The sequence below is a fragment of the Candidatus Pseudomonas auctus genome (genome assembly GCF_048654275.1).
In the GTDB taxonomy this organism is placed as follows: domain Bacteria; phylum Pseudomonadota; class Gammaproteobacteria; order Pseudomonadales; family Pseudomonadaceae; genus Aquipseudomonas; species Aquipseudomonas pharyngis.
In genome coordinates this window covers 103,086-115,773 of sequence record NZ_JBJYZK010000010.1, presented here as the reverse complement: position 1 = coordinate 115,773, position 12,688 = coordinate 103,086, and the positions used below count along the sequence as shown (strand labels likewise).

At 60.0% G+C, this 12,688-nt stretch carries 17 protein-coding genes; 9 read left to right on the top strand and 8 right to left on the bottom strand.

Annotated features, from left to right (window positions below; translation table 11 throughout):
• Positions 1 to 107 precede the first annotated feature (107 nt).
• Entirely contained in the window at positions 108 to 551 is a 444-nt protein-coding gene (locus ACKUG4_RS19135) for a PilZ domain-containing protein (protein ID WP_445434619.1), read from the bottom strand.
• On the opposite strand from ACKUG4_RS19135, the gene ACKUG4_RS19130 reads away from it, so the two are divergent.
• The 5 genes from ACKUG4_RS19130 (at position 550) to cysB (ending at position 4,508) form a co-directional block, all read left to right on the top strand.
• On the top strand, positions 550 to 936 hold the full coding sequence (locus tag ACKUG4_RS19130) for a thioredoxin family protein (protein WP_179694173.1): 387 nt from the start codon (positions 550 to 552) through the stop codon (positions 934 to 936). The two genes, ACKUG4_RS19135 and ACKUG4_RS19130, sit on opposite strands and share 2 nt — an antisense overlap.
• Positions 933 to 1,889, top strand: a complete 957-nt coding sequence (locus tag ACKUG4_RS19125) for a putative 2-dehydropantoate 2-reductase (RefSeq protein WP_172829500.1) — start codon at positions 933 to 935, stop codon at positions 1,887 to 1,889. Before ACKUG4_RS19130 ends, ACKUG4_RS19125 begins: the two co-directional genes overlap by 4 nt.
• A gap of 23 nt (positions 1,890 to 1,912) precedes the next feature.
• Complete coding sequence (locus ACKUG4_RS19120) at positions 1,913 to 2,818, top strand: 5'-nucleotidase (protein WP_039770472.1); 906 nt, start codon at positions 1,913 to 1,915, stop codon at positions 2,816 to 2,818.
• Between the two features lie 98 nt (positions 2,819 to 2,916).
• Positions 2,917 to 3,420 carry a universal stress protein gene (locus ACKUG4_RS19115; protein ID WP_007955683.1) on the top strand — a complete coding sequence of 168 codons (504 nt, stop codon included), beginning with the start codon at positions 2,917 to 2,919 and terminating at the stop codon, positions 3,418 to 3,420.
• A gap of 113 nt (positions 3,421 to 3,533) precedes the next feature.
• Complete coding sequence (gene cysB / locus ACKUG4_RS19110; protein WP_003183769.1) at positions 3,534 to 4,508, top strand: HTH-type transcriptional regulator CysB; 975 nt, start codon at positions 3,534 to 3,536, stop codon at positions 4,506 to 4,508.
• Positions 4,509 to 4,516: 8 nt separating this feature from the next.
• Here cysB and ACKUG4_RS19105 read toward each other — a convergent pair whose 3' ends face one another.
• Both ACKUG4_RS19105 and ACKUG4_RS19100 read right to left on the bottom strand, forming a co-directional pair.
• Complete coding sequence (locus ACKUG4_RS19105; RefSeq protein WP_074687988.1) at positions 4,517 to 4,999, bottom strand: GreA/GreB family elongation factor; 483 nt, start codon at positions 4,997 to 4,999, stop codon at positions 4,517 to 4,519.
• Between the two features lie 2 nt (positions 5,000 to 5,001).
• Complete coding sequence (locus ACKUG4_RS19100; protein WP_445434618.1) at positions 5,002 to 5,409, bottom strand: hypothetical protein; 408 nt, start codon at positions 5,407 to 5,409, stop codon at positions 5,002 to 5,004.
• Between the two features lie 124 nt (positions 5,410 to 5,533).
• Between ACKUG4_RS19100 and earP the strand changes: the two genes are divergently transcribed.
• On the top strand, positions 5,534 to 6,676 hold the full coding sequence (earP, locus tag ACKUG4_RS19095; RefSeq protein WP_445434617.1) for an elongation factor P maturation arginine rhamnosyltransferase EarP: 1,143 nt from the start codon (positions 5,534 to 5,536) through the stop codon (positions 6,674 to 6,676).
• Between the two features lie 48 nt (positions 6,677 to 6,724).
• Complete coding sequence (locus ACKUG4_RS19090; protein ID WP_007955690.1) at positions 6,725 to 7,294, top strand: elongation factor P; 570 nt, start codon at positions 6,725 to 6,727, stop codon at positions 7,292 to 7,294.
• Between the two features lie 79 nt (positions 7,295 to 7,373).
• Here ACKUG4_RS19090 and ACKUG4_RS19085 read toward each other — a convergent pair whose 3' ends face one another.
• The 4 genes from ACKUG4_RS19085 to ACKUG4_RS19070 form a co-directional block, all read right to left on the bottom strand.
• Positions 7,374 to 8,387: an alpha/beta hydrolase gene (locus ACKUG4_RS19085; RefSeq protein WP_039770463.1), complete on the bottom strand. Its 1,014-nt coding sequence runs from the start codon at positions 8,385 to 8,387 to the stop codon at positions 7,374 to 7,376.
• A 33-nt stretch (positions 8,388 to 8,420) separates the two neighbouring features.
• On the bottom strand, positions 8,421 to 8,840 hold the full coding sequence (locus ACKUG4_RS19080) for an organic hydroperoxide resistance protein (protein ID WP_007940002.1): 420 nt from the start codon (positions 8,838 to 8,840) through the stop codon (positions 8,421 to 8,423).
• 273 nt (positions 8,841 to 9,113) lie between these two features.
• Positions 9,114 to 9,578 (bottom strand): MarR family winged helix-turn-helix transcriptional regulator, encoded by a 465-nt coding sequence (locus tag ACKUG4_RS19075; RefSeq protein ID WP_039770460.1) that lies wholly within the window; start codon positions 9,576 to 9,578, stop codon positions 9,114 to 9,116.
• An 83-nt stretch (positions 9,579 to 9,661) separates the two neighbouring features.
• The gene (locus ACKUG4_RS19070; protein ID WP_445434616.1) at positions 9,662 to 10,618 is read right to left on the bottom strand and encodes a LysR family transcriptional regulator; all 957 of its coding nucleotides are present in this window, start codon (positions 10,616 to 10,618) and stop codon (positions 9,662 to 9,664) included.
• A gap of 112 nt (positions 10,619 to 10,730) precedes the next feature.
• Here ACKUG4_RS19070 and ACKUG4_RS19065 point away from each other — a divergent pair, with 112 nt between their 5' ends.
• Complete coding sequence (locus ACKUG4_RS19065; RefSeq protein WP_445434615.1) at positions 10,731 to 11,480, top strand: sulfite exporter TauE/SafE family protein; 750 nt, start codon at positions 10,731 to 10,733, stop codon at positions 11,478 to 11,480.
• Here ACKUG4_RS19065 and ACKUG4_RS19060 read toward each other — a convergent pair.
• Entirely contained in the window at positions 11,470 to 12,324 is an 855-nt protein-coding gene (locus ACKUG4_RS19060; protein ID WP_007955701.1) for a LysR substrate-binding domain-containing protein, read from the bottom strand. The genes ACKUG4_RS19065 and ACKUG4_RS19060 overlap by 11 nt on opposite strands.
• Before the next feature lie 97 nt (positions 12,325 to 12,421).
• On the opposite strand from ACKUG4_RS19060, the gene ACKUG4_RS19055 reads away from it, so the two are divergent.
• A complete protein-coding gene (locus ACKUG4_RS19055; protein WP_039770454.1) occupies positions 12,422 to 12,637 on the top strand; it encodes a DUF1127 domain-containing protein in 216 nt (71 codons plus the stop codon).
• The last annotated feature ends 51 nt before the right edge of the window (positions 12,638 to 12,688 follow it).

Below are 12,688 nucleotides of genomic sequence, written 5' to 3'. Positions count from 1 at the left end.
GCCGGCCGCCAGCGATCCCCGCGCGGCGGAGCACAGCAGATTTAAGCGCGTCGGGGAGCCGAACCTTATCGCGTTAGGCGCCTGCTAGACAATGGGCAAGTCACTGTTCAGTCCAGCACGGGCTGCGCGAAAGCCTTGCGAACGGTGTCGTGGGAGAACTCGTCGGCGTGTTGTTCGACCCATTGCAGGGCCAGGGCCTGAATATCCTGGAGGTCGTCTTGGGCGTCGTTGAGTCGGCAATAGCGTTCGATCTGACACACCTGCTCACCCATTCGCGCGCTGAACAGGGTCTGTTCGTCGGTGAAGGCGATGCCCACCAGATAGCCTTTTTTGCGTCGCAGGCACCAGGCCACGTAGCCCGGATAACAGATGTCGGCGTTGAGGGTCGGCATGCGCACCTGCAATGCGGTGCCATGGCGCCAGGCACGATGGTAATTGCAAGCGATGCCGCCGAGGCTGATAGTGTGCAGCCGTTGACGCGAAATACACTCCGGTGTGAGCAAGGTCAATTCAACGGGCACATCATCCGGATGAGGAATAAACCGTCCCATGAGCACAGACTCCCTGTGTCGGCCATTTGACATTGTTTCCCCCAGTATAGTGGTCGAATCGCAGCTGACCGATTTCGACGCCGACCAGCGGCTGCTGGCGATGAACGGCGTTTCGCTGGTGATTTTCACCAGCGTCGGCTGCGCCAGTTGCCGCTATGCCCGCGAAGTGTTGCCGGGTCTCGATCTTGCGGTTGATCGCGTGTGCTGGATCGATGCCGGTGACAATGGCGGACTGGTCGAGCGTTATCAGGTCTTTCATTTGCCGGCGCTGTTTGTGGTGCGCGACGGCGAGTTCTTTGGGGCGGTACACACGCGCCTGAATGCCGATGAGCTGAACGCAGCCGTGGCGCAGGCGCTGGGTCGAATTGCAGAGGAGTTGCCGTGATGGGAGCAGTGAACAAACCGGTGGTGGGGATCATTGGCACCGGTGCCATCGGCGGGTTTTATGGGGTGATGCTGGCCCGGGCCGGGTTCGATGTGCACTTTCTGTTGCGCAGTGAATTTTCCGCAGTCGCCGAGCGCGGCTTGCAGGTAGACAGTGCCGTGCATGGTGTGTTGACGCTGAACCCGGTGCAGGCCTATTCGTCGGCTGAAGACATGCCGCCCTGCGACTGGCTGCTGGTCGGCGCCAAGACCACCAGCAATGCCGGGTTGGCGCCGTCGATCATTCAGGCGGCGAAATCCGACGCGAAAGTGCTGGTATTGCAAAACGGCCTCGACGTCGAAGACAGCTTGCGGGCGTTGCTGCCCGATTCACTGCACTTGCTGGGCGGCTTGTGCCTGATCTGCGTCCACCGCGAAGGGCCGGGCCAGGTCACCCACCAGGCGCTGGGGGCGGTGAACGTTGGCTATCACAGCGGCCCGGCAGCGGATGACGCGGCGCGCATGGCAATTGTCGAGGAGGGCGCCGGTCTGTTTAGGGCCGCCGGTCTCGATTCCCAGGCGATGCCGAACCTGCATCAGGCGCGCTGGCAGAAACTGGTGTGGAACATTCCCTATAACGGGCTTTCGGTATTGCTCGGCGCCGGCACCACGCCGTTGATGGCCGACACAGACAGCCGCGCGTTGATTCAGGCACTGATGGCTGAAGTGGTGCAGGGCGCCAAGGTCTGCGGCCACGACATGCCGCCCGGTTACGCTGAATACCTGTTCATGATGACCGAGAAAATGCCCGACTATTGGCCGAGCATGTATCACGACTTCCTGCACAAACGACCGCTGGAGCTCGAGGCGATCTACGCTCGTCCTTTGGCGGCGGCAAAAGCGGCAGGCTGCGAGTTGCCGCGTATCGAATCGTTGTATCGCACATTGAGCTTTATCGACCGGCGCAACGTTTAAACCGGTCGCATTGGGGGAAAGGCATGGCCAAGAACATCGATGACAAACTGGTGCTGGCGATCTCGTCCCGTGCCCTGTTCGACCTCAGTGAGAGTCACAAGGTCTACCTGTCGAGCGGCGTCGAAGCCTATCGGCAATATCAGATAGAACACGAAGACGAAATCCTCGCGCCGGGTGATGCCTTTCCGCTGGTGGAAAAACTGCTCAATCTCAACAGTCGCCTCGGTCGCGCCCGGGTCGAGGTGATTCTGGTGTCGCGCAACAGCGCCGACACCGGCCTGCGCGTTTTCAACTCCATTGGTCACTACGGCCTGGCGATCTCCCGTGCGGCGTTCGTTGGCGGGCGCAGTCCTTATCCGTACCTGAAGGCTTTCGGTTGCGACCTGTTTCTCTCCACCCATGCCGAAGACGTACGCGCCGCGCTGGATGCCGGTTTCGCGGCGGCGACCATTCTGTCCGGCGGCGCCAGTCGTGCGGCCAGCGACGAATTGCGCATCGCCTTCGACGGTGATGCGGTGCTGTTTTCCGACGAGTCGGAGCGCGTCTATCAATCCGGTGGCCTCGAAGCCTTCCAGGCCAAGGAGCGTGAATCCGCTCGCGAACCGTTGCGCGGCGGGCCGTTCAAGGGCTTTCTCGCGGCGCTCAATCTGTTGCAGCGCGAGTTCTCCGATGAGGAGTGCCCGATCCGCACCGCACTGGTCACCGCGCGCTCGGCTCCGGCCCACGAGCGGGTGATCCGTACCTTGCGCGAGTGGGACATTCGTCTGGACGAGTCGCTGTTCCTCGGCGGCCTGACCAAATCGGCGTTCCTCGAAGCCTTCGCCGCCGACGTGTTTTTCGACGATCAGGCCGGCCACTGCGAGCTGGCCCGGGAAGTGGTGGCGACCGGTCACGTGCCCCACGGCATCAGCAACGAACCGGCGGTCTAAAGCCCTCGTGGTTCAAGACGTTGCGTCGCACGTCGTACTCGCCAAGGCACTGCTAAGCTGAATCAAATCTCCGCCATGTTGGCACGCGAGGAGGTCATATGATTCGTTCGATGCTGTATGCCACTGACCTCGGTCTGTACGCACCGTTAGTGATGCAGCATGCCCTGGCGATGGCGCGAACGTTCAATGCCGATCTGTACGTGGTGCACGCGGTGGAGCCCATGGGGCTGTTTGCCGAATCGGTGTTGCAGAGCTATCTCGACGAACAGGCATTGAACGAATTTCACAGTCAGGGTCTGAAAACGGTCATTGCCAATATCGAGCAGCGGGTGCTCGACAGTTTTCGCGAAGAACTGGGGGACGAGGGCGAGCAGGACCTGCAGCGGATACGCGCGGTACGGGTGCTGCAGGGCGATCCGTCACAGGTGATTCTCGATCAGGTGCAGAAACTCTCTGTCGATTTGCTGATCGTAGGAAGTCATAGCCACGGGGTCGGGGCGGAAACACCTTTGGGGCGAACGGCGGCCCGGCTGCTGCAATTGTCCAAGGTGCCGGTTTATCTGGTGCCGCTGGTGGAGCGTCGGCGTCGAGAGGATCGCTGAAGCAGGAATAATGGCACTTTGATAAAAAAGTTCTAGATTTATTCTTCAAACCATTAATATAGTTATATACCGTCGCTGATGCCCGTGGCGTCTACCTGCTTTGAGGGATTCATATGAAGCTTCAACAACTGCGCTACATCTGGGAAGTGGCGCACCACGACCTCAACGTTTCCGCTACAGCCCAAAGCCTCTACACCTCGCAACCGGGCATCAGTAAACAAATCCGTCTGCTGGAAGACGAACTGGGCGTCGAAGTGTTCGCCCGCAGCGGCAAGCACCTGACCCGTGTCACGCCGGCCGGCGAGCGCATCATCACCACTGCCGGTGAAATTCTGCGCAAGGTCGAAAGCATCAAGCAGATCGCCCAGGAATTCTCCAACGAGAAGAAGGGCACCCTGTCGATCGCCACCACTCACACCCAGGCACGCTATGCGCTGCCGCCGGTGATCAGCAATTTCATCAAGCAATACCCGGACGTGGCGCTGCACATGCACCAGGGCTCGCCGATGCAGATCGCCGAGATGGCCGCTGACGGCACCGTCGATTTCGCCATTGCCACCGAAGCGCTGGAGCTGTTCGGCGATCTGGTAATGATGCCGTGCTATCGCTGGAACCGTTGCGTGGTCGTGCCCCAGGGCCATCCGCTGACCAAACTGCCGAAGCTGACCCTTGAAGCGCTGGCCGAATACCCGATCGTGACTTACGTGTTCGGTTTCACCGGCCGTTCGAAACTCGACGAAGCCTTCAGCCATCGCGGCCTGACGCCGAAAGTGGTGTTCACCGCTGCCGACGCCGACGTCATCAAAACCTACGTACGTCTGGGCCTGGGTGTTGGCATCGTGGCGAAAATGGCGGTCGACACCAAACTGGATAACGATCTGGTGGTGCTCGATGCCAGCGAACTGTTCGAGTCCAGCGTGACCAAGATCGGTTTCCGCCGCGGCACTTTCCTGCGTGGCTTCATGTGCGACTTCATCGAGAAGTTCGCACCGCACCTGACCCGCGAAGTCATGGCCAAGGCCATTCAGTGCCACAACAAGCAGGAACTGGAAGAGCTTTTCGATGGTGTCGAACTGCCGGTCCACTAAGCCCCTGTCTACAGCACCTCGGTGACAGCAAACTGTTGCCGGGTGCCTGCTACCAGAATCTCCACCTCGTCACCCTCGAACTTGCCCAGCAGGCTTTTGCCCAGCGGCGAGCGCGGGGTGATGACGGTAATCGGCTGACCCACCACATCGACTTTCAGGCCCGCCGCGTCCGGCGCCAGAAACAGCCATTGCTCGCGACCCTTTTCGTCTTCCAGGCCGAGCAGGGCGCCGATTTCAATCCCTCGCTGATCGTCATACGCGCGCAGCGTCAGGTTCTGGCACAGCGCCAGTGACTGACGAATTTCCTCGACCCGTTTCGCCTGGCCCGCCGCCAGATACGACGCCTCGAGGCCCAGAGTGTCGTACTTGTTTTCGGCGATGTTCTCTTCGTGGGTCGCGGTTTCGTAAGCGGTTTGCGCCGCGCGTTCGGCGATGTCGAGATCGACGCGCAGCTTGTCGAGAATCAGTTGGTGAACCGTCTGTTTATTCATGATCAATCGCAGAATTGCAGGACGTTGGCGCGGCTTTTTTCGCTCGGGGCCGTCTGATCCTGTTGCAGCCAGAACTGGCATTTGGGGTTCGACAGATTGCGCGTGCTGCCACGGGCCTGATCCAGGCGTGCCTGTTGCTCGTTCTTGCGCAGGTTTTCTTCGTACTGTTCGAACAGGCGGTTTTGTGGCTCAGGTTCTGGCTGCGGCTGGGCGGCTACCGGAGGCTTGCTCAGCTGTTGCACCGTCTCCGCCACTGGCTGCAACTGACGGCTGAAGATTAGTGAGGCGAGCCAGCAGGTCAGTGCAATGGCCAGGAAACCCAGCCACAGACCCAGGGCAATGCTGCCGGTCAATTGCAGCGCGCTAAGCTGAACAGGTAACGGGCGACGCGGGTTGGGACGATAGGGCATGGCTGCCTCCTGGCGGATGTATGCGGGCGAGCGGCGATTGTCGCACGAAGATTAATTGCCGTCGGCTCTTCTGCACGGAGACATTTATGCGGACAATCGGCGCTTTTGCCAACGGGAGCCTTGAATGCCGCCACTGAACACCCGCTGGGACATTTTTTGTACGGTCGTCGATAACTACGGCGACATCGGCGTGACCTGGCGTCTGGCCCGGCAACTGGTCAGCGAGCAGGCAATGACGGTGCGATTGTGGGTCGATGACCTGCGCGCTTTCGAACGCATTTGCCCGGAAATCGACATAGGCCTCGATCAGCAATGGCAGCAGGGCGTCGAACTCCGGCACTGGCCGGCTGAGTGGCAGGAATCAGCAGCGGCCGACGTGGTGATCGCGGCTTTTGCCTGCCAGTTGCCGAGCATTTACATGGACGCCATGGCCGCACGGGAAAAGCCGCCGTTGTGGATGAACCTCGACTATCTCAGCGCTGAAGACTGGGTGGTTGGCTGCCACGGTCTGCCGTCGGTGAAGTACAAGTCGGTGCAGAAGTACTTTTTCTTTCCGGGATTTCAGCCGGGGACCGGTGGCTTGCTGCGTGAGAGCGGTTTACTGGAGCGGCGTCAGCAGTTTCAACAGGACCCCGATGCGCAGCGACAATTCCTGCACGCTCTGGGGATCGCTCCTGCGCCCGGTGCGCAGCTGATTTCGCTGTTTGCCTACGAGAATGCCGGACTCGCCAGTTGGCTGGATGTGCTCGCGGCGGACGCTACGCCTACCCATCTGCTGGTGCCGGAAGGACGGATTCTCGGCGATGTCGCCCGTTGGCTTGGAGTCGAGTCGCTGCCGGTCGGTGCAATGCACGTTCGCCAGTCGCTGACCGTGCAGGTGCTGCCGTTCGTCCGTCAGGATCAATACGATCAATTGCTCTGGTGCTGTGATTTCAACGCGGTGCGTGGCGAGGACTCGTTTGTCCGGGCGCAATGGGCTGGGCGGCCGATGCTGTGGCACATCTATCAGCAGGACGAAGACATCCATCTCGACAAGCTCGACGCCTTCCTTGCGCTCTACACAAAACGCCTTTCGCCCGCTGCCGCCGAGGCGATGAACGGTCTGTGGCGCGCGTGGAGTGCCGGGCAGCCTATCGGCGACCACTGGCTTGAGGCCCGTAAATACTGGCCTGAACTGCAGAAAAACGCAGAAGCATGGTGTCTGGAACAGGCCTTGCAGGCCGATCTTGCGACGGCGCTGGTACAGTTTTACCGAAATTGGATATGATACGCGGCCTAGATTTTTGTAAATCCCATCCAAATTCGGATATTCGCAATGAAAACTGGTAAAGAACTCAAACCCGGTACCGTGATCCGTATCGACAACGATCCTTGGCTGGTTCAGAAAGCTGAATTCACCAAGTCGGGCCGTAACAGCGCGATCATGAAGACCAAGCTGAAGAACCTGCTGACCGGTTACAAGACCGAAACCGTTTACGGTGCGGACGACAAGCTGGACGACGTGATCCTGGACCGCAAAGAAGCGACCCTGTCCTTCATCAGCGGTGACTCCTACACGTTCATGGATACCACCGACTACACCATGTACGAGCTGAACGCCGAAGACATCGAAAGCGTTCTGCCATTCGTGGAAGAAGGCATGACCGACGTTTGCGAAGCCGTATTCTTCGAAGGCCGTCTGGTTTCCGTAGAGCTGCCGACCACCATCGTGCGTCAGGTTGACTACACCGAAGGTTCCGCTCGCGGCGACACTTCCGGCAAGGTGATGAAGCCTGCCAAACTGAAGAACGGTACCGAGCTGTCGGTTGCTGACTTCATCGAAATCGGCGACATGATCGAAATCGATACCCGCGAAGGCGGTTCCTACAAAGGCCGTGCCAAATAAGCACTGTTTTTTGCGGAAAGAAAAAGCCCGACCATTGAGTCGGGCTTTTTTGTGCCTGATGTCTCGTCCTGAATAAGGCTTACTTCTTCAGGTGCTGCTTCAGTTCTTCCGAGGCCTGCAGCATCGCCGAACGCACTGCCGGTACCTGGCTGACCACGTTGAGCAAACCGTAGTCGTGGATCATGCCGTTGTAGCGCACCGAGGTCACCGGCACGCCGGCTTCGTCAAGTTTGCGGGCATAGGCTTCACCTTCGTCACGCAGCACGTCGGCCCCGGCGGTCTGGACCAGTGCAGGCGGCAGACCTTTCAATTGCGCGGTGGTGGCCCGTAGCGGCGAGGCGTAGACCTCGTTCCGCTGGTTGGCGTCGGTGGTGTAGTTGTCCCAGAACCACTTCATCATGTTGCGAGTGAGGAAGTGCCCCTCGGCGTACTGGTTATACGAACCGGTATCGAAATTGGCATCGGTCACCGGCCACAGCAGCACCTGGAATTTGATCGCTGGCGTGCCTTTGTCTTTGGCCATCAGGGCGACGACTGCCGCCATGTTGCCGCCGACGCTGTTGCCCGCCACCGCCAGACGCTTGCCGTCGACGTTGATCTCTTTACCATGTTCGGCCACCCACTTGGTGGCGGCGTAAGCCTGGTTGATCGCCACCGGGTAATGCGCTTCCGGCGAAGGGGTGTAGTTGACGAACACCGCCGCCGCACCCGAGCCGACCACCAGATCCCGCACCAGACGTTCGTGGGTCGGGAAATCCCCCAGCACCCAGCCGCCGCCGTGGAAAAACATGAACACCGGCAGCTCGCCCTTGACCCCGGCCGGCCGGACGATGGTCAGGCTCAACGGTTGGCCATCGACCTGGATGGTTTTCTCGCTGACGTCCGCTTTGGGCAGCGTCAGTTTGACCCCGGACTGCGCGCCCGTCAGCACGGCGCGGGCATCCTTGGGCGTCATCTGTTCCATCGGTTTGCCGGTGCCGGCATTCAGCACATCAAGGAACGCCTGGGTGTTGTGTTCAACCTCCCCGGCGAATGCGCTGTGGATGGACAGGGCGAGAAGAGTACCGGTCAAGACTTTGCTGAAAGTGTTCATGTTCATTTCCTGTACGGGCCTGAGTGTCAGTGTTTACACGGTGACGTGCAGACGCACATCGACGTTGCCGCGAGTGGCGTTGGAGTACGGGCAGACCTGGTGGGCAGCGTCGACCAGGCTTTGCGCGTCAGCCTGTTCCAGGCCCGGCAGGCTGATGTGCAGGTCGATGTCCAGACCGAAGCCGCCAGGAATCTGGCCGATGCCGACGTGAGCGGTGATAGAGGCGTCGTCCGGGATTTTGCGTTTGGTCTGACTGGCGACGAATTTCAGGGCGCCGATGAAGCAGGCCGAGTAGCCGGCGGCGAACAGTTGCTCAGGGTTGGTGGCTGCGCCGCCAGCACCGCCGAGTTCTTTCGGGGTGGCCAGTTTGACGTCGAGGACGTTGTCACTGGAGATTGCACGACCGTCACGGCCGCCAGTGGAAGTTGCGATTGCGGTGTAGAGAGTTTGCATGATGTGAGCCTCATAAAGTGTGGTTTGTTGCGCTAATTGTTTGCGCGCTAACTAGGTGCGAAGTAAATGTACTGCGCGAATATTTAGTGCGCAAGATAAATTTTTGAAGAAAGCAGGAATTCGCGCTTGGATTGGGAGGTGGAGTGATCTCAAGCTTTTGATATTCAAGGATTTTTTGAATGTAAAACGAGATGAAAAATTTTTCTGTGATAAGCGGGGAAGGGGCGATGCGCCTGCAGGCGCAAGGCTGCGCCCACAGAAAAAGGGGGAGTTTTAAGTGAGGCTATCCTGCAAATGACCACGCAAGGCCTGCAACTCGGCTTGCAGGTTTTGCAGGCGCTCCAGCGTGAAGCCACTGGCCCCCAGGATGCATTGTGGAACGGTCCGGGCCTTGTCTTTCAAGGCGCGTCCCTGGGCAGTCAGTTCAACGATTACCACACGCTCATCCTCACGACTGCGGGTCCGGCTGAGCAAACCTTCACCTTCCAGCCGCTTGAGCAGTGGGGTCAGGGAGCCCGGATCGGTCAGCAGGCGCGTGCTGATTTCTCCGACGGTCAAACCATCCTTCTCCCACAGCACCATCATCGCCAGGTATTGCGGATACGTCAGGCCAAGCGCTTGCAACAGCGGCTTGTAGACCTTGGTCATCATCAGCGAAGTGGAATGCAGGGCGAAGCAGGCCTGATTGTCGAGCAGCAGGTCTTCGCAGTGATCGGAGGTGTTGCGGTCGGTGGTCATGTCAGTGCCTTGAACGGTGATGCAGATGAATCTAGCGCTCGAATCTTTAATGCGCCAGACAATTGTGCCCGGTGGCGAATCGGTCAGTGCCGGCCCAGCTCCCGTTGCAATGCCAGATCCCAAGGCGGCACGGGGCTGAACCGGGTCTTCAGGTATTCCAACAGCAGGCGGCTGCGGGAGCTGGCCTGTTGCTCCAGCCGTAGTGCATAGATGCCGGTGCTTTCCGGTTTCGGCAGGCCGTTTTCACAGAACAGCGGCAGCAATTCGCCACGCAACAGGTATTCGCTGGCCAGCCAGGTTGGCAGATGCGCGATCCCGAGCCCCGCCAGTGCGCCGCAAACCAGTGCCTCGGCGTTGTTGGCGCTCATGCGCACCCGCGCCGGGCGGTGCAATTGCATTTGTCCATCCTGTTCGAAGCGCCAGGCGAAGGGCGGGGCGAGGCCGTCCCAATCGAGGCCGTCATGCTCGCTCAATTGCGCGGGTTCGCTCGGCACGCCGCGGCGCTTGAAATAGTCGGGGCTGGCGCAGGCAATGCGCACCATGCTCGCCAGAGGGGTGGCCACCAGCCGGGTGTCAGCCATTTGCCCGGCGCGCAACACCAGATCGACTTTGCCCAGGTTTGAACCGTCCATGTCGACGAAACTGTCGATCAAATGCAGTTGTACGTCCAGCCCCGGATACAACACCAGAAAATCGGCAATCACCGGCGCCAGATGCCGCCGTCCGAACGCCGCCGGCGCATCCACCCGAATCAGACCCTCCGGCGCACTGCTCAGGGATACCGCTTCAGCCCGGGCCAATTGCAACTCCGCCACAATCCGCCGCGCCCGTTCGGCAAATGCCAGACCCGCCGGTGTGGCACGCACCGCGTGGGTGCTGCGGATGAACAGCTGGCTGCCGACCGCGCTTTCCAGACTATCGATACGCCGGGCAACGGCGGAGGGCGTTAGCGGATGCCGACGCGAGGCTGCGGAAAAGCTGCCACTCTCCAGCACGTCGAGAAACAGCCCGAGTTGTTCGGTCAATTGATTGGGATTCATGAGTCGACTCAGTGCCTATGCGGATTTGGCACAGCCATTGTGCGTTGCTGTGCGTTTCCGTGCCAGCGCCGACTGCGTAGGATGAGTCGCCTGACGTATGAGGAATTCTGCTGTGATCGAGTTTTCGCTGTACCTGTTGTTTGGCGCCGCCCTTGGCACCCTGGGTGGGATCTTCGGTATTGGTGGCGGGCTGATCGCCATTCCCTTGCTCGGTGTCTGGTTCGGGCTCGATCAGCAGATCGCCCAAGGCACGGCGCTGGTGATGGTGGTGCCGAACGTAATGTTGGCGCTGTGGCGTTATCACCAGCGCAACCGCATCGAATTCCGACATGCGTTGCCGCTGGCGGTGATGGGATTCTGTTTCGCGTGGATCGGTTCGATCTGGGCCGTGGGCATCGACGCGCAGACCATGCGCATCGGGTTTGTCGCGTTCCTTGTGGCGCTGTCGGCTTACAACCTGGTGCGCATGTTTGGCGCGCGCCCGGCGGCGACTTCCGAGATGCGCTATTCATGGCCGTGGCTGGGCGTGCTCGGCGCGGCGTCAGGCGCCATGGGTGGTTTGTTTGGTGTCGGCGGGGCGGTGGTGGCGACGCCGGTACTGACCAGTCTGTTCGGCACCACTCAGGTGGTCGCTCAGGGCCTTTCGCTGGCGTTGGCGTTGCCGAGCACCGGTGTCACGCTGGTGACGTACGCGGTGCACCACGAAGTGGACTGGATGATCGGCCTGCCGCTGGCCATCGGCGGTCTGGCCAGCATCAGTTGGGGCGTGAAAGTGGCCCACGCGATGCCGGAAAAACTCCTGCGCGGGCTGTTCTGCGGGTTCCTGGTGCTGTGCGCGGTGATGCTCGCCTTTAAAGTTTGAAGCCTTCGACGATGTGCTCGGCCAGGCATTCAGTGATCGGCGACGGATTGTTGAGATTGCGGATCAGCATGATGCTGGCCTCGGGCAACAGCGGCAGATCTTCGGCGGCGCCGAGAATGCGCAGGTCCGGGGTGATCAGGCTTTCCAGCTGCGCGGTGATCGCCAGACCCGCGCTTACCACCGCCATCAACGCCGACAGGCTGGTGCTGTTGTAGGCAATCCGGTATTCGCGGCCCATCGCGTCTAGCGCATTGCATGCCCACAGGCGGCAGAAGCAATCACTGTTGAACATCGCCAGCGGCAACGGCGTTTGTTCGTGGGCGCTGAAATTCTGCGCCTCGGCCCACACGAAACGTTCCTTGCGCAGCAACTGGCCAATCTCGTTGCCCGGCTCGCGGGTGACGATCGACAGATCGAGGTCCGTGCGTTGCAGCAATTGTTTGGTTGACTCGCAGTGCACTTCGATCTGGATCAGCGGATAGAACTGCGCAAAACGCGACAGAATCCCCGGCAGAAAGCGCATCACGTAATCGTCCGGCGTGCCGATCCGCACGGTGCCGACCATGTGTGGCTCGCGCAGGGTGTTGAACACTTCGCTGTGCAATTTCAGGATGCGCCGCGCATAACCGAGCAACACCTGGCCTTCAGCGGTCAGGCGCACCTGACGCCCGTCGCGCTCAAACAACTGGCGCTGCAGCACGTCCTCTTCCAGACGCTTCATCTGCATGCTCACCGCCGATTGGGTGCGGTTGACCATTTCGCCGGCGCGGGTAAAACCGCCCTGATCGGCAATCGCGACAAAGGTGCGCAGGACATCGGTATCGATACTGGGATATGCCGACAATTGATGAATCTCCGTGATGCATGCCATCAGAAACATTCGTTGGATTGATCGTAGCTCTGGCGGGAGACTTGAGCCATCCCAAAAAGGAGGCAACACGATGAAAGGTCAAAGAGAGTACGCAGGCGAAGAAAAATTTTCCGGCCATATCGTTTCCGATCTGTTGCACAAGTTTAGCCGGTGGTACGAATTGCACCGTGAGCGCGAGCTGCTCGCCAGCCTGAGCGACGAAGCGCTCAAGGACATCGGGGTCAGCCGTGCCGATGTCGAACACGAGTCGGTGCGGCCGTTCTGGGACGATCCGATGCATAAATGATGAGGCCATCGCTACACAAACCCTCTTGCAGTGAGGTAGGTTGCGAGCAGA

Coding starts and splice junctions, on each gene's coding strand:
- ACKUG4_RS19130 (WP_179694173.1), top strand. CDS start 550: ATGAGCACAGACTCCCTGTGTCGGCCATTTGACATTGTTTCCCCCAGT.
- ACKUG4_RS19085 (WP_039770463.1), bottom strand. CDS start 8,387: ATGAACACTTTCAGCAAAGTCTTGACCGGTACTCTTCTCGCCCTGTCC.
- ACKUG4_RS19055 (WP_039770454.1), top strand. CDS start 12,422: ATGAAAGGTCAAAGAGAGTACGCAGGCGAAGAAAAATTTTCCGGCCAT.
- ACKUG4_RS19070 (WP_445434616.1), bottom strand. CDS start 10,618: ATGAATCCCAATCAATTGACCGAACAACTCGGGCTGTTTCTCGACGTG.
- ACKUG4_RS19115 (WP_007955683.1), top strand. CDS start 2,917: ATGATTCGTTCGATGCTGTATGCCACTGACCTCGGTCTGTACGCACCG.
- ACKUG4_RS19105 (WP_074687988.1), bottom strand. CDS start 4,999: ATGAATAAACAGACGGTTCACCAACTGATTCTCGACAAGCTGCGCGTC.
- cysB (WP_003183769.1), top strand. CDS start 3,534: ATGAAGCTTCAACAACTGCGCTACATCTGGGAAGTGGCGCACCACGAC.
- ACKUG4_RS19120 (WP_039770472.1), top strand. CDS start 1,913: ATGGCCAAGAACATCGATGACAAACTGGTGCTGGCGATCTCGTCCCGT.
- earP (WP_445434617.1), top strand. CDS start 5,534: ATGCCGCCACTGAACACCCGCTGGGACATTTTTTGTACGGTCGTCGAT.
- ACKUG4_RS19080 (WP_007940002.1), bottom strand. CDS start 8,840: ATGCAAACTCTCTACACCGCAATCGCAACTTCCACTGGCGGCCGTGAC.
- ACKUG4_RS19100 (WP_445434618.1), bottom strand. CDS start 5,409: ATGCCCTATCGTCCCAACCCGCGTCGCCCGTTACCTGTTCAGCTTAGC.
- ACKUG4_RS19075 (WP_039770460.1), bottom strand. CDS start 9,578: ATGACCACCGACCGCAACACCTCCGATCACTGCGAAGACCTGCTGCTC.
- ACKUG4_RS19090 (WP_007955690.1), top strand. CDS start 6,725: ATGAAAACTGGTAAAGAACTCAAACCCGGTACCGTGATCCGTATCGAC.
- ACKUG4_RS19135 (WP_445434619.1), bottom strand. CDS start 551: ATGGGACGGTTTATTCCTCATCCGGATGATGTGCCCGTTGAATTGACC.